Raw genomic sequence first — 18939 nt, 5'->3', positions numbered from 1 at the left:
GTTACTTGAGTATAGTTTCGAGGTTAAGTGAGTGCCAAAACCAAGCCAGCAACAATACAAATGACACCAACGCCACGCGTATAGAGCCATTTCTCTTTCAAGAAAACGATGCCAAGCAACAAACCAAAAATAATGCTGGTCTGGCGCAATGCCACAACCAGGCTCACGTTCTCAGTCAGAGTCATGGCATAAAGAACGAGCGTATACGTCACACCCATCATAATGCCCGCGACCGTTGCTGACTTCTTCATCGCCCAGCCTGCTGCAAACACATCCCACTTTTTCCTGACTGCAAACACCAGGCTCAGGGTCATCGCCATAAAACCAAACTGAACACCGAGATAAAAAACCGCCACCTGCTGAGCGTTGTGAATGCCCGCGACGCTGTGAGAAACAATGTCTATCGCAACTTTATCCAGAATCGAATACCCAGTGGTGCCTATTGCTGCGACCAACGCCCAAGCAACACCGGCATTCATGTAATCTGCCAGCTTAAATTGACGAAATGAGACTAATGGGACACACAAGCACCCCAAAGTAATCAGCCCAAACCCTATCCATTGAGGCAGGGAAAGTACCTGCCCCAGAATGGCGGTTCCTACACCCACCATTAGCACCGGCAATGCTCGCGCAATGGGATATATCACCCCAACATCGGCACGTTGGTAGGCATACGCTAACCCCAGAATATAAAGCGCTTGGAAAGCTGCACTGATCATTACCCACAACCAGAATTCAACTGGCAGTGATACCTCTGGGTAGGTCAGAAACCACAAAGTAAAAGGCAACAACAAAAGGGTCGGAGCAAAAGATGAGGCCAGAAAAAATGCGCCTCCTGACCCCTGTTTCGACTTACCAATGATGTTCCAGCTTGCATGCAGCAATGCGGAAAAAATCACCAGTATTATGGCAAATGTCGACATCGATTTAGGTTTTCAACTCCACGGTAGATTCAATGCTGATGGCGTCATGGCGCCAGTATTCCACCCTGCAATCAATGATGGCACCTGTAGCATCCATACAGGTTCTTTCTATCACCATTGCGGGGGCGCCGGGCGTAGCCCGTAATGCCTGAGCGATTTCCCCAAGCAGTGAAGTGGTTCGCAGCCTGATCTGTGTTGAGGCGGGATGAACACCAAATTCAGACGAACAAATACCACTTAAGGACTGAGTCAGATCGTGGTCAAGCAGCGTTGGTGCAAAGTCTGGCTGCACGTAATGTGTCACATAAACCACTGGTCTCTCGTCCAGAAAACGTAAGCGCTCAATTTGGTGTACGTCGGAAAAAGGTTGAAGATCGAGTATCTGCGACGCGTATTTTGTCGCCAGTACTGTCTTTGCCTTTAACACTTCGGTTCTTGGATTGCGCTCATTGGCTTTTGCAAGTGCGGTAAAACTGAAGTCCTTACCCGGGTCATAACGCATGGCTGACGGAGAAATAAACCATCCCCGGCGATCTTCTCTGAATATCTTGCCTTCTGTTTCCAGAAGCGACAGCGCCTCTCGCAGTGTTACCCGCGTCGTATTAAATGACTCTGCAAGTTTCCGCTCCGGTGGTAGTTTTTGCCCTGCGGGTAACAGCCCCGACTCTATCTGTTCTTCAATAACGGTTTTTATATCGACGTATTGCACTGATCAGTCACCATTTCCAGCCAGAAATTCATCTTCTTCCTCTTCTATTTTGGCTAATGCATTGGCTGCGCGCTGCAAAGCCGGAAGAAAATGCAAAGCCTGTTCTGGTTTTAGACGAATAATAGGCGCCTGAATAGCGATACCAAGATTAGAGCGACCACGTTTTGAAGGCACCAGTACCGCCACGCAGAACAGACCGGGAAGAAACTCTTCGTTATCGATGGCATAACCGTTGTTTTTCACGATATCCAGTTCTTCTTCAAGCTCTTCGATGCTGGTTTTGGTGTGTTGAGTATAGCGTTCAAGCTCTGTGGTGGTCAGGACTCGACGGCGCTGTTTCGCATTCATGTTGGCGAGGAACAATTTACCAGTGGCACTACAATGAACCGGAACTCGCGAACCAGGGTGCAGGTAGAATCTCAGCGGTGCTTCTGTTTCTACCCTATCCACATAAACAATCTCACCTCCCGAGAGGGCCGTTAGATTACAGCTTTCTCCGACTTCTTTTTGCAGTTGCAACAATACCGCATGCCTTGCACTGTGGATTGTGCTGTTCAGCAAAAGCTTTTCTGCAAACCGACGAAGCCGAATTCCAGTGCTGTAATGCCTGTCATCATGGTCACGCTGGACAATACCTGCGCTCTCCAGTTGCTGAAGCATCCGGTGCAGGGTTGGTTTCGGCAAACCGGTTTCTTCAACCAAACTCTGTAAAGAAAAAAATTCGTCCTTTTCGGCAATCACTTCTAACAACGCAAAAAGACGCAAAGTGGGCGTGTCTCCTTCCACTTTGGGAAGATGAGGGGATGACTGGCTATCCATAACTCTCCGGGCTTTATTTGAAACAAGGTCTTCTGACGCCATCACTTATAGCAAGAAAGCAAAATGATTTATACCACATAGCGGATTTTACATTGATCTATGGGGTGTCAGTCGTTAGCATCACTATAATAAATCACTTTACGGAACAAAATGTATCAATAAATGGAATTTAGACATGAAAGCAATAGAACGTATCATTCTTAGTGCCAAGGAAAACCCAAAAACCATTGCTCTTTGTGAAGGTCAGGATCCGCGGGTCATCAAAGCCGCTCTGCGAGCCCAAAAAGAAAATATTGCCAAAGTCATTTTAGTAGGCAGTAATCGAGATCTCGAAACTCAGGCAAAGGCACAGGGGTTAGATCTGCATGAACTGACGCTGGTCGAAACCCATAATTCAGAATGGAAGCCAGATCTGGCTCAGGCAATGTATGAAGCAAGGAAACATAAGGGAATGACTCAGGAAGATGCCACTCGGCTCATCGAGCAGCCGTTGGTTTTCGCTAACATGCTGGTCAGGCAGGGGTATGCCGATGGTCTCGTCGCTGGCGCAGTTCACACCACGGCAGAAGTGGTTCGACATGCTATTCAACTCATCGGCACTAATCGCGACTTTCCGCTGGTATCGAGCTTTTTCATCATGATGCTTTGCGAGCCCTTTCACCAGCACAAAGGTTCGCTTATTTTTACGGATTGTGGGTTGGTCGTAGACCCAAATGAAGAGCAACTGGCAAACATAGCTATCACCGCCTCTAAAAGCGCCACACAACTTCTTAATGTGGAGCCAAGGATTGCCATGCTCTCGTTCTCAACAAACGGTAGCGCACAACACTCTGCTGTTGATAAAGTAATAAACGCAGCCAAGCTGGTAAAAAATAAGCACCCCGATCTTACAATTGATGAGGATGTTCAGTTTGATGCCGCTATTGTTAAAGAGATAGCTTCAAAAAAATCCCCTAACTCTGCGGTGCAGGGGGATGCGAATATTCTGGTTTTTCCCAACCTGGAAGCGGGCAACATAGGCTATAAACTGGCTGAAAGGCTGAGTGGAGCAAAAGCCATTGGTCCTCTTCTACAAGGATTAGCCAAACCCGCAAATGATTTATCCAGAGGATGCAGTGAAGACGATATCTTTCACGTTATCGCGACAACTGTTGTTCAAGCACAACATACCTGAGGTAGCCAATCACGAATGGAACTGACCCTGTTGCTCGTCATTATTGCCTTTGGCACTTATTTCCAGACCGTAACGGGGTTTGGGCTTGCCATCATCATTGTTGGGCTCACCAGTGCTTTTAAGCTGTACAGTTTGCCAGTCGTCGCTGCAATCATCAGTTTGATCACGGTCGCCAACTGCGTAACCGCGTTAAAAGCAGTGGGAAGGCGGACACCCTGGCGTAAGTGGGCATTCACTGTTGTTGGTTCAATTCCCGGTGTGTATATCGGCGTTTGGGGTCTCAACCACCTGAGTGGCGATGCTTTGAGCGTATTGGAATTCTTGCTGGGCGGGATGATTCTGTACAGTGCCATCAGCCTATTCCGACGCACTGCCGCAAAACAAGAGCTGTCGAGTTTTGCCAGTTTCTCTGTTGCAGGTTTTGCGTCAGGGCTGAGCGGTGGTTTGTTTGGTTTGGGTGGTCCCCCACTGATTTATCACTTTTACCGTCAACCAATGGCAATCGAACATATTCGCGCATTGCTACTTTCGACCTTTCTGTGCAGTTCTCTGTCCCGAACCATCATTTTAGCTTGGGAAAACCAGCTCACTCCAGAGATCCTGACCATCTCTGCCATTGCCATTCCTTTAGTTATGGTGGTCACGTATCTCACCCAGAAATACCCAAGCGATATCGAACCCAATACCATGAGAAAAGGTATCGCACTGGTTTTATTCCTGATAGCCATAAGACTTATGGTGCCGTTTTTTATGGATCTTATCTCCTGATTCATAAAGCGGAGAATCGGGCTATCGAAAATCCATCATCTATCCTTACTTTTGATTTCGACAGAAGAGTATACTCTACGCATATCCTGCTGAATCGAGTCGAATTTTGAATATCCTGATCATTGAAGATGAGCCTGCTATCGCTGAAAACCTTATTCACGTTCTGGAAATGGACGGCTATCAGGTGGACTGGTTTTCTACTGCCGGAGAAGGGCTGGCGCATTTAAAATCCCATCATCCCGATCTGTTGGTTCTGGATGTCGGGTTACCCGACGGCAATGGATTTGAACTCTGCAAAACCATTCGGGACTTTTCTGCCATTCCGATTATTTTCCTAACTGCTCGTAACGATGAAATTGATCGGGTGGTTGGTCTGGAAATCGGTGCAGACGACTATGTCACCAAACCCTTTAGCCCACGTGAAATGCTTGCCCGTATTAAGCTACGTATCAAATCCCGCCCGACCAGCCCGACTTCAGAACCAGAAATGCAAACGGCAACTTCCTCAGGTTTGTATGCGGAAAACTTCGACTACAGTGTCAATGGGGAGCACCTTGGTCTCACCGCCGTAGAATTCAAAATTCTTCATAAGCTGATTGAGGTTTCTGCCAACGTATTAAGCCGGGAGCAACTCATGGTTGCAGCGGACATGACGCCTGATGCCGTTTACGAACGTAACATTGATTCCCATATCAAAGCCATCCGCAACAAACTGAAGCCTTATGGAATGGCGGATCTCATCTGCACCAAACGAGGCTTCGGCTACTACTATCTGAAGGAGCAGGAATGACCGGGAAAACATCACACTGGCCCAGAATTCCACTCGGAATCCGCCTGTTCTTTCTCTATTTCGTACTGGTTGGGATGACGGCTTACATCGTAAGCCAGACTGTGATTCAGGAACTCAAACCAACGGTGCGTCAGGCGACAGAAGAAACCTTGGTGGATATGGCGAACCTGCTGGCTGTGCTAGCAGAGGAAGACGTCGCCAATGGTGAGATGACGGAAAGCCGATTCGCCCGTCTTTTGGCGGCGTATGGCAAGCGGGAACCAGAAGCCAGAATCTGGGAAATTGGTAAGAAGGTCATCAACCACCGAATTTACATCACTGATAAAAACGGCATCGTCATCGCCGACTCGTGGCAGCAAGATGTGGGCGCAGATTACTCCCAGTGGAATGACGTTTACCTCACTTTGCGCGGTCAATATGGTGCCAGAAGCACGATTGAGGACCCGAAAGATCCGCTCTCTACCGTGATGCACGTTGCGGCTCCCATTTATCATCAGGGCGAAATCATTGGCAGCGTCACCGTAGCAAAAGCCAACCGCAGTGTTCAGCCGTTCATCGACCTTTCCAAGCGTAATGTGCTGTTCTGGATGATGTGGATGACGGGGTTAGTCCTGCTGGCGGGGGCTTTGATTGCCTGGCGTATCCATTCCGCTTTACACAAATTGGAAAACTACGCCGACAAAATGGGTCGGGGTGAAAAAGTGACCAAGCCCAAATTCCGAATCTTTTACGAATACAGCACCCTGAGCGATGCACTTGAGAAAATGCGTAACCAGCTTGATGGCAAGCAATACGTCGAAGATTACGTTCAGACACTGACTCATGAGCTGAAAAGCCCGCTCTCTGCCATCAAAGGGGCCAGCGAAATTTTGCAGATGCCGTTACCAGAAGAAAAAATCACCCGGTTTGCAGGCAATATTGAGCGGGAAAGCGACCGAATGCAGTCGCTGGTCGATAAACTGCTTGATCTGACACGGCTAGAAAAAATGCCGGAACTGGAAAAGACCGAACGCCTTAACCCTAAATCCATGCTGGAAGAGATCATACAAGCATCCGATTCACGTTTGAGCAGAAAGCGACTCACATGCGAATTGGACACGGATTCACCAATCGAGTTAATGGGAGACGGGTTTCTACTAAAACAAGCTTTGTTTAACTTAATGGATAACGCGTTAGACTTCGCCTTTGAACATGGTGAAATTCACTGGCGAGTAACCAAATTGGATGAGCATGTGGCGTTGGTGATTGAAAATCAGGGACCAGCCATTCCCGAGTATGCGCTTGAAAGAGTGACAGAACGCTTTTACTCCCTTCCACGAGAAAACGGAGCCAAGAGCACAGGGCTGGGATTGAACTTCGTTGAACAGGTTGCAAAGTTGCACAACGGCAGTCTGATTGTCGAGAACATTGAGAAGGGTGTCAGGGTCACACTCGAGCTGCCTTCTCCATAAAAACTCCACATTGACTCCATTCACTCTCCAAGTTGCTGTTTTAGAGTGTACTTATCCCAGCAACTCAAGGAGAGTGATAATGAGAAAAATCTTAAATAATCAGTTAGGCATAAAGTTCGGCTTTGTGCTGTTTCTGTTTTTGCTACTGCAAGTCCCAGTTTCTATGATTGACGGGCTGATTTCAGAGCGATCTTACCGCCAAGACGAGGTAAGAGCCGACATCGCCAGAAGCAGTAGTGGTGAACAACGTGTTATTGGTCCTTTCATTAACATCAACTACACCGAAACCATCACCAACAAAGAAAAAGAGTACACCGTTGATCGTCAGGCATTCATCTTGCCCGAATCCTTTAACCTGACATCTCATCTGGAAAGTTTCGAAAAATACAGAGGCATCTACAAAGCCAGACTTTATCAAGCACAAACCTCTGTCCATGGTCACTTTGATATGTCCTTAATAGACGAACTCAGTGACTATGACCTTGACAGCGTTAGTTTGGTCGTTGGTATTCGAGACAGCCGTGGGCTCATCAATCTGGGCGATTTGTCGCTCAACGGTCAGGTAATTGAAGTGATTCCGGGAACAGGCATGAACCAGATGGCTCAGGGTTTTCACAACAAGCTGGATATTCGTACTCTCGATACGTCAGAACCATTAAACTTCGATTTGAACTTCTTATTGCAAGGCATGGGTACACTGCAAATTTCGCCAATTGGAAAGAACACTCAAGTGGCTTTGTCGTCCAGTTGGCCACACCCGAGCTTTATTGGCGATTATCTGCCGACTTCTTCCGACATCAATGAGTCCGGATTCGAAGCCAAATGGTCCACCAACAACTTTTCTACCAACATTACCCAGCTGTTTGATCAGTGCCTGTCGGACAACACCCAATGCTACGAACTGGAAAGCCGACAAATGGGTGTGGACCTAATCGACCCGGTAGATCACTATCTAAAATCTCACCGGGCGGTCAATTACTCGCTATTGGTCATTACTCTGATCTTCGCCAGCTTCTTCTTATTGGAACTGTTCCAGGCAAGACCAATCCACCCGATCCAATATGGTTTCGTCGGGCTTGCGTTAGCGGTATTTTACTTGTTGTTGATTTCGCTGAGTGAGCACACCGGCTTTAACTGGGCATACCTTGTTTCGGCTGTCGCTTCAACGGGATTACTCGGCGTGTACGTTGCAGGCATGTTATCCAATACCAAACACGGTGCCATTTTTGGAGCCAGTTTACTTATCCTTTATGGATTGCTGTTCGGTCTTCTACAAGCAGAAAGCTACGCATTGCTGATGGGCACATTACTCTGCTTTGTCGTTCTGAGCTTTGTTATGGTACTGACACGTAATGTGAACTGGTATGAACGCAGCGCCAAAGCCGCTAGTCAGAATGAAGACGTCTATGACATTGATTTTGATGACGTCCCAGAACCTGAAACCAAAAGCAAAGACCCGTCATAAACCAGAACAGAGCCGCGAAAGCGGCTCTGTTCATTTCTCTACCACAGGTATTGCCTTCAAGGGTTGCTGCTCCTCAAGATGAAGTAGGTCTTTGGCATCTGAGAGTGAGGCAAACAGCCAACGGCTAACGTCAGAACGCGGAATCAGCAACGGCATTCTATGATAGTATTGGGCATAACCCTGATCGGGCTTAGTGGTGAGCGTGACAACCTTATTCATCGACTCCAGTGCGATTGCTGCCATATAAAGTGGTTCATCCGATGGTGATTGAAAGAGGTATTTCTGCTTTCCATTGTCCTGAGGAGTCCATTCATACCAACCACCGCATGGGACGACGACTCTTGAGGTTTCGAAGGCATGCTTAAAGGTGGGTTTGGATGCAACTGTTTCTGCCTGAGCATTAATAATGACTCGCTTAGCCCAATGAGGTTTGATCCCCCACCGCAAATCAAACTGCTGCATTCCCATGGCCCCAGCGCCTACAGTCGCCAACGTTTCTGTGGGTCTGAGGTCTGGGTTAGGTTTTGCGGAAAACTGAATCCCTAATTGTTCGCACACTTGCTGGACAAATGGGTCGTCCATTATGTTTAATCTGCCGCAGATAACGATTCTCCACTTGCTACAACTGTGAGTAGAAAAAGTATAGTGTCTTATTTTTAAGATTCCCAATTCCCCAAAAAAAGAGCCATTGAAAATCGTCATAAATGCTGAAAATCAGGGAATAAAAAAAGCAGGTCTTTCGACCTGCTAAGTAGGTGATCTTTAAAATCTGCGCGGTTTTTATTAAGAAGCGCGGTTGCCTATGATCATTTGATAGTCAGCATCCAGCCTGCGCTTTTCCTCTTCAGGAAGCACTGTCCAATGTTGACCTGTCCTCGCTCCTTCAATTTCATAAAGAAGCTTTGGAGAGACATCAAGATCAAGCCCCAGATTGACGATTTTACTGACAATATTGGCGGTTGTATCTTGTTGAAGATCGGTCATCGAGCCGATTCCGATCCGACGAAATAGTTTCAAATGCAATCGCCGCACGTTAGGTAACAACCTAAGCGGCTGATTGGCTCGATGATCGTGATTCGCTGCTTCAATAGAAAGATCCACCGCTTTCACAAAACTGTTTTCGTCCAGTTCTGAGTGCAGTGAAAAGTAGTGAGCAGCAATTTTAAAATCGCCTTTCATCTGAGCTTCGGGCTGGCATTCACCACACCCTAAGTCGACGAGCTGGTCTTTAAGTTTGTCTCCAGCTCTTAAGAAAACATGCTCATCGCGAGCAACCGCAAAGATTATGTCGTCACAGAAAATACCTGTGCCACCAAACATTGCGCGAGAGCTTACGCGTCCAAATCGCTGCGCGATGAGTATGGTTGAATCTACATTTACATTCATACCCTTTCCCCCCTATGGTACATCCTTGGCTTTGTGCTTCAGGAATGCCAGCACCCTCATACTGGCAACACACATTTATTGCGTTCCTTCCGCCAAACTGCTTTAGAGTTTGGATATCAGTGCCATCGTTTCAGTTACGAACATATGATGGTCACTGTCGACAATCAGTTTGACTGTCATGAGTAACGTAACGGTGATAAATACAGGACGAACCACTTTATCGCCGTTGTGAATTACGATCTTGCTTCCTAGTACCGAACCTAAAATCTGTCCAGCACCCATTACTAAACCCAGTTTGTAATCAACGGTTCCTAGCCCGATAAAGAACAATAAAGAGACTAAGTTACCAATCAGGTTCAATGGTTTCGTGGCGATGGTGGCTTGCTTGATCGTAAAACCTAACAGAATTACGAAAGCCACCATCCAAATTGAACCTGTACCCGGACCGAAAAAGCCGTTGTAAAAACCGATAGCTAAACCACACATCATCATGAAGCGTCGGTTAGACATCTTGGCTTCGGTCGCCACGTTATTTTTAATTCTTTTCGATAAAATTGAATAAAAGGTGATACACACCATTAAGATGGGTAGCAAAAGCTGCAACACATCTTTTGGAAACAGACTGACGGAATAGGAACCCAACACAGCCCCTACCCCTGTCATAAAAATCCCGAATGCAAATCCTTTCAGTTTTATTTCATTGTTTAGCCAGTAGGTGATCAATGCCGTAGTTTCACCTATTACTGCCTGCAACCTATTTGTACCCAGTACTACGAGAGGTGGTACACCTGCAAGCATCATGCTTGGCACGGTGATCAGCCCGCCGCCACCAGCAATCGCATCGACGATGCCAGCGATTAACGCCGCGCAAAACAACCAAATCAAAACACTTTCAGAAACTTCAAAAAGCGACAGCTCCATTTGTCAAACTCCGTACAGGGCAAAAAAAGCCGAGCCTTGTACCATTGACCAAGGCTCGGTAAAACATGGATTTAGGACGTTCTGCGGTTCACAATTACACGATGCATTACTCGTAATGAACCGTGATAATCGTTTACCGCGTGGTGTTGCACCGACCGGTTGTCCCACATAACAACCGTGCCATTTTCCCACTTAATGCGGGTGGTGAACTCGGGCTTGGCAACATGATCAAAGAGGTACTCCAAAATTGGCGTACTTTCCTCTAAGGTCAGGTTGGCAAATCTCTCTGTATGCTCCTTATTGACGTAGATGGCGTGATGCCCCGTCTCTTCGTGAGTCATAATTGACGGATGAATCGCTTCAAACGTCGCGTTTGCTGTAGCAATTTGACTAAAGTTAGTCAGATGCGGAATTTTTTGCTTAGCCGACTGATGCTTATTTGAAATGTAAACCGCGTCGTTATTCAGCAAGAACTCTTTCATTCCCGAAGACAGCTTTTGAAAAGCCCTTTGGCTGTCTGAGAAAATTGTGTCGCCACCCACTGTAGGGGTAGCCCTTGCCGTTAACATTGTAAAATCAGGTGGATTGTCTAAATACGTGGAATCCACATGCCACATACCACTGAAGTTTTCTGCCTGATCGGGTTCTTTGCGTATTTCCACAATATTCGGGAAACCCTCTATTCCGCTAGAAAACGGGTATTTTTGAACCACGCCAAGTTTTTCAGCAAAGTCCATTAATTCCTGAGAACTCATATCCTGTTTACGGAATACAAGTAGTTTGTTTTCAATGAGTAGCTTATAAAGCTCCTTAAAGCCTGAGCTGTCTATTTCCGACAGTTTTAAACCCTTTATTTCCAACCCCATACTGCGTGCAATGGGTTGAGCCTCGATATCTATCTCAAAATGTGTAGAAGCAACCTTATCCATGAGTTAAGTCCGTTTTTTAAATTAATTATGCGACGCCGATATTAGTATCAATTTTCATCATGTAGTTAAATTAATCATATCTAACTCCAATATTAAGGCTGGACTTAATGCTGACTTCACAGGACCTCGAATTTTTCGACACTATTGCTAATAGCCAATCGCTGGCTGCGGCGGCCCGTACACTTAACGTAACACCCCCGAGTATCTCGCAGAGGCTGCAAGCATTAGAGAAGAAGCTGAATGTAAAATTAGTCGAACGCAGCGTCCGTTCAACGACCTTGACAGAGGAAGGTGAAAAGCTGGCCAAACGGGGGCGCAAGCTACTTGTTGACATAGAGTCATTACAGAATGAGATACTTGCTGATAAGCAAGTAATTGAAGGTGAACTACGGGTACTATCCCCTTTAGGATTCGGCATCGACTACATCGCTCCTCTTGTCACAGAGTTTCAGGAACGCTACCCAAATATTGATATCGACCTGACTCTTTCCGACATACCACGCTGGACCGACAGACAACATCCAGATGTAATGGTTTACATTGGAGAATTAAAGAACTCTTCACTCAAATGCATACATCTTGCGGAAAATCGTCGTCTTTTGTTGGCATCTCCTCATTACTTGCGAAATTCAGCACCTTTGCTTTGTCCGCAGGATTTGCACAAGCACCAATGTATCGCTTTAAGGGAAAATGATGAAGATGTAACCATGTGGAAGTTTGAAGCTGCCGACAATCAGCCACCCACCGGTGTCAGGATCCATCCTAAATTGTCGAGTAATGTCGGGCAGGTCATCAAAGACTGGGCAATCGATGGTAGGGGAATCATTCAGCGCTCAGAGTGGGACGTGACCAAAGAACTCAAGTCTGGCGAACTGGTCTCTTTGCTGACGGATTTCCCTTTACCCAGAGCAGATGTGGTAGCACTGGTTTCCGACGACAGGCAACAGAGACCGTTAAAGGTCAACCTGTTTCTGGACTTCATCAAAGCACGTTTGGCAAACAGACCTTGGTTTAATAAGGCGTGATTTACTCCAGCAGGAAGACGATGTTTCCCATTGCCATAGTCAGCCAGACTGGCGCATAGGGAATGTCTTCCGCATCCATTTTGGTGATGTCTTCTCCAAGCACAACCAGATCCGCATATTTGCCGACTTCCAGTGTTCCGGTGATATGATCGATCCCAAGGCTTCGCGCGGGGTTAATGGTGTATGCGGCAATAGCGGTGTCTATGTCAGGTAACCCATATTTTCCAAGCCGCAGGCTATTGGCAATACTCGCCAGAGGGCTGATTGGGTTAACGTTCCAGTCGCTACTGAGTGTCACATTCGCACCCGACTGGTAGAGCAAATGCAGTGGCATCAAATCGTGGGAGCGTTTCTTACCCAGAAACTTCTTTGCCCAGCTATGGTCACGTTGCGCAGCATATTCAGAGCCAACCTGCATGTCGGCACTGACGCCCAAGCGTGAAAACTTTAGTACGTCTTTCACATCCACCATTTCAACATGAGTCAGGGTGTATGGCACTTCTAGTGCGTCTTCATCCAGACTTTCTATCGCATTCAGCGACGCTCGGACCGCCTTATCCCCAATGGCATGAATGTGAGCACCATACCCAATACCATTGAGCTGATGCAGCCACTCCTGCATTTTTCCCGGTGGGATGTAATAAAGCCCGTCTTTGCTTTTGGGCATGTAAGTGAACAGATAAGGAGCCAGGGTTTTGGCCGTGCCGTTAATAAGGATACCGTCGCTGTACATTTTCACCTGATCAATGCGGAGCCAGCCAGAATCATCGTTGCGATAGATACGTTCAAAATATTTCAGCTGCTCCAACATGTCATCTTGCGGGTAAACCCAAGGGCGGAGAGACACCCGCGCCGTCAGCGCATTGTTGATTTCAGCTTGTTGCCACACTTCGAGCCAGCCGCGTTTCCAGTACATCCTGCCATCGCCGATGGTGGTAATACCGTGTTGTGAAGCCTCACTCAGACCATTGAGCAAACCTCTGTAGCTCGCTTCAAACAGGTTGTCGGTACTTTTCCAAGCCAACTCCATGACGATGTCACCCGCGTTGTCGAGCAGTATGCCGTTAAGCTTTCCTTTTTTATCTTTAAGGATACGACCACCAGCCGGATGCGGCGTTTTGGCTGTTATGCCTGCTTCTTTCAAAGCCGCGCTGTTGACCCACATAGAATGAGACGTCTGCTCCATCAAAATAACGGGCTTATCTGGAAATACACTGTCTAATACTTGAAGAGGAGTACGCTTATTCGATTTGTGGAGGATATGGTCAAGCTGAAAGCCGTAGCCAATAATCCATTTGTGGTCTTTTCCGTATTGTTTGCAATACCTTAGATAGGGAATTTGCTCTTCCAACGTCACATCAGGGTCAACATAACAATCGCCCCCGACTTCCGATGCGGCCTCAAATACATGATTATGGTTATCGATAAATCCGGGCAATACCAAAGCACCATTTGCATTGACCACTTTAGTTTCAACATCGATATATTCTTCGACGCCATTCGCGTCACCTAAATATTCAATTTTTCCTTCCCGGATAGCCATTGAAGAAACACGGTAGCCTTTGCCAACGTATATTTTTGCGTTGGTAATAACGGAGTCAGCCTTAATTACTGCGAAGGTAGGAGAAATAAAAAAAGCCAGCGCGCACCCAAGTAACAGACGCTTCATAGTGTGACTCCGTAGATAAACCCGAGATGGATTATTGAGAATGAATTTAAAATGACCAATAGAGGAAGACAGACAATTTCATTTAGAAACAAAAAGTTCAATCGGATATCTGAATCTAACTCTTTGAATAATGATAGGTCATATTTTTCGTGAATGTAACAGACCGCTCAGTAATTTAAATCCTGTCTCGAATATTAGAGTTTATTTATTTTATAGCTCAAAATTAAATCGAAGCGCGGGTTTTATGAGCTACTGATCATAGAAATATGTAAATATGAATTTTTATTTTGAATTCCTCGTATTTATTGTGCTTATATGTGCCCCTCAAAAGGCTCAGATGGAATAGATATCACATGAATTCATCACTTTCAAAATCAGCTCAAGAAGTTTTGGTCGGAGAAAATGAACAACTGGTTTCCACTACCGATCTTAAGGGCGTGATTACCTATTGTAATCCTGCTTTCTGTCGAGTAGCTGGCTTCGAAGAACAAGAGTTGCTCGGTCAGAATCATAATATTGTCCGACACGCTGACATGCCTAAAGCGGCATTTGGCGACATGTGGTCTCATTTGAAGAAAGGCAATGCGTGGCGTGGAATCGTAAAGAACCGCACCAAAAATGGAGGGTTCTATTGGGTAGACGCCTACGTTACCCCCATTTACGAACACGGCAGCATTGTGGGTTATCAATCTGTTCGCGTTAAACCGAAATCCAATTGGGTAGACGTGGCATCCACAGCATACAAAAAACTGCTTGCTGCAGAAAAAAGTGGCCGCAGCGCGGCATTTGCCCTGCCAGCAGCGTTTAAATACACCGCGCTCGCTGCGGCATGTGCCGTTCCTGTTATTGGAAGCCTGATCGAATCTGGCGTGTCCTGGCAGTTCATGATGAGTGCCCTTCCTGCGGCAACACTGGCCGTGTTCTTCAGGCAGGAATTGATCAACACACCTCAGTACATGAAAAAACTGCAGTCGGAATACGACAGCGTCAGTCGCCTTGTGTATTCGGGGAATCAGTTGGTGTCTGCGGCAGATTTCCACATCAAATTGCTGCAAGCCCGTATTCGTACAGTTCTTGGTCGAATGACCGATTCTGCTGCGCCACTACACCAGCTTTCGGACGACTTAAGCGATACAGCCATTCGCGCAATGAGTGCGATTCGCCAGCAGAACACAGACATTCACCATGTCGCCAGTGCAGTAAACGATATGGCGGATTCTGCGGGTCAGGTCTTTGAGCACGCATCACAAACTCAATTGCTGATCAACGACACTCAAGACCAGTGTAAGGTGACTCGCTCTAAAATTGATGCGACGGAGAATCAGTTAAATGAACTGGCGTCTCAGGCTGAACAGGCGACACAAACCACATACCAGCTGAGCGAGCAGGCCCAAAAAGTCAGTTCCGTAATGTCCGAAATCAGTGGCATTGCTGAACAGACCAACCTGCTGGCACTGAACGCTGCGATAGAAGCGGCGCGTGCGGGAGAGCAAGGACGTGGGTTTGCCGTGGTAGCGGATGAAGTACGCGCGCTTTCTTCACGTACTCAGAATGCAACGGAAACCATTCAGGCGAGCTTAAGTCAGATGCTCAGCACCATTACAACATGGCAGAAAGACATCGAAAGCAGTCGCGATCAGACGGGAGACTGTGTCACCATCGCTCAGGAAGGCGCGCAGTGTTTGCAACAGATAGAGCAAATGATGACCGATATACACGGTCTGATTGATCAGGTTTCTAATTCTGCAAACGAGCAGACCCAGCTTTCTCAGCAAGTAAGTAATCGAATACACTCCATCGCCCAGACATCTGAAAATAACTTAGCTGAAACCGATCTGGTAGAACGCAATAGTCAGGTGCTAAAGCAAGGGGTAGACAAACTTTATCAACTGGCTAAGCAATTCGAGCAAAAATAGAAGAAAAACGGTGGGGTACGGGCGTACCCCACCAAAAAGACTTGCCAAATCAGTCTGTTCCACTGCCTCTGTAATTGGAACATCCTGAGTCCTAAACGTCAGGAATGGCAAGCCAGGCTGGAAGTCATTATTCTTATCTGCTCCTTATCTTATCGCTATTCATTTACCGCACTCTGCAGCCAAACCTCTTGCCCTTTCAGTTCTACCGACCAGGTTTTTAAGCACTGCTCCGGCTCCTCTAGGCACTCACCTGTTTCCAAGCTGAAATGTTGTTTGTACATGGGAGAAGCAACGCACACGGTATCCCCTTGGGTGCCTACAATCCCGCGGCTCATCACATAAGCTTTGCTGATCGGATCCCAGTTACCCACAGCGAACACTCTGGCTTCTTTACCGGGAACCAGAAATAGCGCCACCTGTTGCTCGTCAAAAACACACCCCACGCCTTGATAAGGCGCAAGCTGGTTGATGTCGCAGACTTTCTTCCACATCACTTCATCTCCTGAACATCACTGACAAAGGTGCTGGGGATCCGCTGCCCGCGAACCCGTTGATACGGCAAAGGCACACTGTCGCCTTCCTGATTGATGAAAGGCCGGAATCGTGCGCGTTTCTCTTTTGAATCAACGGTCGATTTCCACTCGCACTGATAGGTTTCCACGATGTGTTGCATCTGAGATTCGAGTTGCTCGTTGATTCCCAGAGAGTCGTCCAGAACCACGCTTTTCAGGTAATCCAACCCGCCTTCAAGGTTTTCCATCCAGACTGAAGTACGCTGGAGTTTGTCGGCGGTTCGGACGTAAAACATCAGCACTCGGTCGATCAAAGTGATCAGCGCATCTTTGGAAAGATCGGACGCAAACAGGTCGGCATGTCGAGGTCGCATTCCACCATTTCCACACACGTACAAGTTCCAGCCATTTTCGGTAGCGATAACGCCAATATCTTTGCTTTGCGCTTCGGCACATTCACGGGTGCAGCCAGACACCGCCATTTTCAGTTTGTGTGGCGACCGCAATCCCTTGTAGCGATTCTCCAGCTCTATCGCCAGCCCGACTGAATCATCGACTCCGTATCGGCACCAGGTAGAACCCACGCATGACTTAACGGTTCGCAGCGATTTGCCATACGCATGACCGGTTTCAAACCCTGCCTGAATCAGTTGTTCCCATATGTCCGGAAGCTGTTCCATTTTGGCTCCAAACAAATCGACCCTCTGACCACCGGTGATCTTGGTGTACAAGTCGTACTGCTTGGCGACTTCGCCTAAGCGAATCAGTTTGTCTGGGGTGATCTCTCCACCGGGCACTCGAGGAACTACAGAGTAGGAGCCGTCTTTTTGCAGATTAGCCATAAAGGCATCGTTGGAGTCTTGAAGTGGCTGATGTTTGGGTTCAAGAATGTGCTCATTCCACAAGGAAGCAAAAATCGATGCAGCGGTCGGTTTGCACAAATCACACCCCATGCCTTTGCCGTGCTTAGCGAGCAATTCATCAAAGTCTCGAATATTTTCGACCTGACACAGATGGAATAACTCCTGCCGTGAATACGCGAAGTGTTCACAGATGTGATTGTTCACTTCCATACCCATAGCCGCAAGTTCGGCGTCCAGCACGGTTTTCACCATATTGGAACACCCCCCACACCCGGTACCCGCCTTGGTTTCGGCTTTCAGGGTATTCAAATCGTGCGCCCCAGCCTGAATCGCGACCACCAAATCACTTTTTGTCACGTTATGACAAGAGCAGATTAAGGTGTTATCTCCGATTTCCCCAGAAAGAGGCGACGCATCGAACAGAAGCTCGGCGGGGTACTCTGGCAACGGGGTTTGATTGAGATAGCATTGAAGCAGAGCATCGTAGTCGGTGTTGTCTCCCACCAAGATTGCTCCAAGTAACTGTGTGCCAGACGCGTCGGTGATGAGCTTTTTGTAGATCCCGGTATTGGCATCCTGAAGCACCATTTCCTGAGCCCCTTCGGTTTGCATTTGTGCATCCCCAATAGAGGCAACATCCACACCCAGCAGCTTGAGTTTGGTGCTCATGTCAGCACCAGTGAAGGTACTGTCTGTGCCTGCAAGCTGGTCAGCTACAGCACGCGCCATTTGGTAACCCGGCGCGACCAGCCCAAAGATTTTGTTTTGCCACAGGGCGCATTCGCCAATCGCAAAAATATTGGGATCGCTGGTGCGGCATGCGTCATCGACCACAATTCCGCCTCGTTCACCAATATCCAGCCCCGCTTGCCTTGCTAAGGCATCCTGCGGTCGAATACCAGCAGAGAAAACGATCACATCCACTTCCAGTGGCGCTTGATCTTTCAGTACTATTCGGTGATAAGCGTTTTCGCCATCAATGATGTTTTCGGTGGCGGTAGATGTGTGAACTTTTAAGCCCAAGGCTTCAATTTTCTTTTGCAGAACATTGCCCGCGCCAGCGTCGAGCTGAACAGGCATTAACCGAGGCGCAAATTCGATAACATGGGTTTCTAAACCCAGTAATCGCAAAGCATTCGCTGCTTCCAAGCCCAGCAGCCCACCACCAATCACCGCACCCGTTTTCGCCCCTTCACATGCGGTGCGAATTTCAGATAAATCATCCAGAGTCCGATAGACAAAGCTATTGGGTCGATCGTGCCCCGGAATAGGTGGTACAAAAGGGTAGGAGCCAGTCGCCAGCACCAGTTGGTCGTATCCCAAGACCACCTCGTCATCCATGGTGATGCGTCTTTGTTCGGTTTGAATTGACGTGACCTGACTGCCTAATATCAGTTCAATCCCGTGTTTTTGATACCACTCTTCACTGCCCAGCATCAGATCTTCATGGGATCGCCCTGAAAACAACGAAGAAAGCTGAACCCTGTCGTACGCAATGAAACGTTCCTCACCAATCACCGTAATCCGGTAATTCATGTGTGCGTGCTTTTCCACCAGAGAGACCACCAGTTGGTGCCCCACCATGCCATTTCCGACAATGACCAAATGTTCCATAGTGC

The 18939-nt window shown here is 47.5% G+C and carries 17 protein-coding genes; 7 read left to right on the top strand and 10 right to left on the bottom strand.

Going from position 1 to position 18939, the window contains the following annotated elements:
- Positions 1-23: 23 nt before the first annotated feature.
- From INR79_RS19885 to INR79_RS19875, 3 genes are read right to left on the bottom strand one after another with little or no spacing between them, the layout of a single operon-like run.
- On the bottom strand, positions 24-923 hold the full coding sequence (locus tag INR79_RS19885; protein WP_223099258.1) for an EamA family transporter: 900 nt from the start codon (positions 921-923) through the stop codon (positions 24-26).
- A gap of 4 nt (positions 924-927) precedes the next feature.
- Entirely contained in the window at positions 928-1632 is a 705-nt protein-coding gene (locus INR79_RS19880; protein WP_022610659.1) for a UTRA domain-containing protein, read from the bottom strand.
- Positions 1633-1635: 3 nt separating this feature from the next.
- Positions 1636-2451, bottom strand: a complete 816-nt coding sequence (locus tag INR79_RS19875; RefSeq protein WP_004403279.1) for an IclR family transcriptional regulator — start codon at positions 2449-2451, stop codon at positions 1636-1638.
- A gap of 175 nt (positions 2452-2626) precedes the next feature.
- On the opposite strand from INR79_RS19875, the gene pta reads away from it, so the two are divergent.
- The 5 genes from pta (at position 2627) to creD (ending at position 8099) form a co-directional block, all read left to right on the top strand.
- Entirely contained in the window at positions 2627-3625 is a 999-nt protein-coding gene (pta, locus tag INR79_RS19870) for a phosphate acetyltransferase (protein ID WP_223099256.1), read from the top strand.
- A 15-nt stretch (positions 3626-3640) separates the two neighbouring features.
- Positions 3641-4393 carry a sulfite exporter TauE/SafE family protein gene (locus tag INR79_RS19865; RefSeq protein WP_022595813.1) on the top strand — a complete coding sequence of 251 codons (753 nt, stop codon included), beginning with the start codon at positions 3641-3643 and terminating at the stop codon, positions 4391-4393.
- Positions 4394-4499: 106 nt separating this feature from the next.
- Positions 4500-5183 carry a response regulator gene (locus INR79_RS19860; RefSeq protein ID WP_223099254.1) on the top strand — a complete coding sequence of 228 codons (684 nt, stop codon included), beginning with the start codon at positions 4500-4502 and terminating at the stop codon, positions 5181-5183.
- The gene (gene creC / locus INR79_RS19855; protein ID WP_223099252.1) at positions 5180-6634 is read left to right on the top strand and encodes a two-component system sensor histidine kinase CreC; all 1455 of its coding nucleotides are present in this window, start codon (positions 5180-5182) and stop codon (positions 6632-6634) included. Before INR79_RS19860 ends, creC begins: the two co-directional genes overlap by 4 nt.
- 79 nt (positions 6635-6713) lie before the next feature.
- Positions 6714-8099 (top strand): cell envelope integrity protein CreD, encoded by a 1386-nt coding sequence (gene creD / locus INR79_RS19850; RefSeq protein ID WP_223099250.1) that lies wholly within the window; start codon positions 6714-6716, stop codon positions 8097-8099.
- 30 nt (positions 8100-8129) lie between these two features.
- Here the strand turns inward: creD and INR79_RS19845 are convergent, their stop codons facing one another.
- From INR79_RS19845 to INR79_RS19830, 4 genes are all read right to left on the bottom strand, one after another.
- Entirely contained in the window at positions 8130-8702 is a 573-nt protein-coding gene (locus INR79_RS19845) for an SOS response-associated peptidase (RefSeq protein ID WP_410482917.1), read from the bottom strand.
- 180 nt (positions 8703-8882) lie between these two features.
- A complete protein-coding gene (locus tag INR79_RS19840; protein WP_004403257.1) occupies positions 8883-9485 on the bottom strand; it encodes a TfoX/Sxy family protein in 603 nt (200 codons plus the stop codon).
- A 102-nt stretch (positions 9486-9587) separates the two neighbouring features.
- Positions 9588-10406, bottom strand: coding sequence for a TSUP family transporter (locus tag INR79_RS19835; RefSeq protein WP_223099236.1), 819 nt, complete (start codon positions 10404-10406; stop codon positions 9588-9590).
- Positions 10407-10477: 71 nt separating this feature from the next.
- Positions 10478-11335, bottom strand: a complete 858-nt coding sequence (locus tag INR79_RS19830; protein WP_223099234.1) for a TauD/TfdA dioxygenase family protein — start codon at positions 11333-11335, stop codon at positions 10478-10480.
- A 107-nt stretch (positions 11336-11442) separates the two neighbouring features.
- Between INR79_RS19830 and INR79_RS19825 the strand changes: the two genes are divergently transcribed.
- A complete protein-coding gene (locus INR79_RS19825) occupies positions 11443-12360 on the top strand; it encodes a LysR family transcriptional regulator (protein WP_004403246.1) in 918 nt (305 codons plus the stop codon).
- 1 nt (position 12361) lies between these two features.
- Here INR79_RS19825 and INR79_RS19820 read toward each other — a convergent pair whose 3' ends face one another.
- Complete coding sequence (locus INR79_RS19820; RefSeq protein ID WP_223099232.1) at positions 12362-14029, bottom strand: amidohydrolase; 1668 nt, start codon at positions 14027-14029, stop codon at positions 12362-12364.
- Positions 14030-14382: 353 nt separating this feature from the next.
- Here INR79_RS19820 and INR79_RS19815 point away from each other — a divergent pair, with 353 nt between their 5' ends.
- Positions 14383-15945, top strand: coding sequence for a methyl-accepting chemotaxis protein (locus INR79_RS19815; protein ID WP_022590239.1), 1563 nt, complete (start codon positions 14383-14385; stop codon positions 15943-15945).
- Between the two features lie 155 nt (positions 15946-16100).
- On the opposite strand, the gene nirD is transcribed toward INR79_RS19815, so the two are convergent.
- Together nirD and nirB are read right to left on the bottom strand one after the other, a co-directional pair.
- Entirely contained in the window at positions 16101-16436 is a 336-nt protein-coding gene (nirD, locus tag INR79_RS19810; protein ID WP_223099230.1) for a nitrite reductase small subunit NirD, read from the bottom strand.
- Positions 16436-18934 carry a nitrite reductase large subunit NirB gene (gene nirB / locus INR79_RS19805; protein ID WP_223099228.1) on the bottom strand — a complete coding sequence of 833 codons (2499 nt, stop codon included), beginning with the start codon at positions 18932-18934 and terminating at the stop codon, positions 16436-16438. The genes nirD and nirB overlap by 1 nt, the downstream gene beginning before the upstream one ends.
- Positions 18935-18939: the final 5 nt, after the last annotated feature.

It is taken from the genome of Vibrio sp. SCSIO 43132, from assembly GCF_019904195.1.
GTDB classification, from domain to species: domain Bacteria; phylum Pseudomonadota; class Gammaproteobacteria; order Enterobacterales; family Vibrionaceae; genus Vibrio; species Vibrio nigripulchritudo.
Note: the sequence above shows the minus strand (reverse complement) of the source record. Positions and strands in the feature narration are given on the sequence as shown.

Coding starts and splice junctions, on each gene's coding strand:
- INR79_RS19815 (WP_022590239.1), top strand. CDS start 14,383: ATGAATTCATCACTTTCAAAATCAGCTCAAGAAGTTTTGGTCGGAGAA.
- INR79_RS19825 (WP_004403246.1), top strand. CDS start 11,443: ATGCTGACTTCACAGGACCTCGAATTTTTCGACACTATTGCTAATAGC.
- INR79_RS19830 (WP_223099234.1), bottom strand. CDS start 11,335: ATGGATAAGGTTGCTTCTACACATTTTGAGATAGATATCGAGGCTCAA.
- INR79_RS19865 (WP_022595813.1), top strand. CDS start 3,641: ATGGAACTGACCCTGTTGCTCGTCATTATTGCCTTTGGCACTTATTTC.
- creC (WP_223099252.1), top strand. CDS start 5,180: ATGACCGGGAAAACATCACACTGGCCCAGAATTCCACTCGGAATCCGC.
- INR79_RS19835 (WP_223099236.1), bottom strand. CDS start 10,406: ATGGAGCTGTCGCTTTTTGAAGTTTCTGAAAGTGTTTTGATTTGGTTG.
- creD (WP_223099250.1), top strand. CDS start 6,714: ATGAGAAAAATCTTAAATAATCAGTTAGGCATAAAGTTCGGCTTTGTG.
- nirD (WP_223099230.1), bottom strand. CDS start 16,436: ATGTGGAAGAAAGTCTGCGACATCAACCAGCTTGCGCCTTATCAAGGC.
- INR79_RS19820 (WP_223099232.1), bottom strand. CDS start 14,029: ATGAAGCGTCTGTTACTTGGGTGCGCGCTGGCTTTTTTTATTTCTCCT.
- INR79_RS19840 (WP_004403257.1), bottom strand. CDS start 9,485: ATGAATGTAAATGTAGATTCAACCATACTCATCGCGCAGCGATTTGGA.
- nirB (WP_223099228.1), bottom strand. CDS start 18,934: ATGGAACATTTGGTCATTGTCGGAAATGGCATGGTGGGGCACCAACTG.
- INR79_RS19875 (WP_004403279.1), bottom strand. CDS start 2,451: ATGGATAGCCAGTCATCCCCTCATCTTCCCAAAGTGGAAGGAGACACG.
- INR79_RS19885 (WP_223099258.1), bottom strand. CDS start 923: ATGTCGACATTTGCCATAATACTGGTGATTTTTTCCGCATTGCTGCAT.
- pta (WP_223099256.1), top strand. CDS start 2,627: ATGAAAGCAATAGAACGTATCATTCTTAGTGCCAAGGAAAACCCAAAA.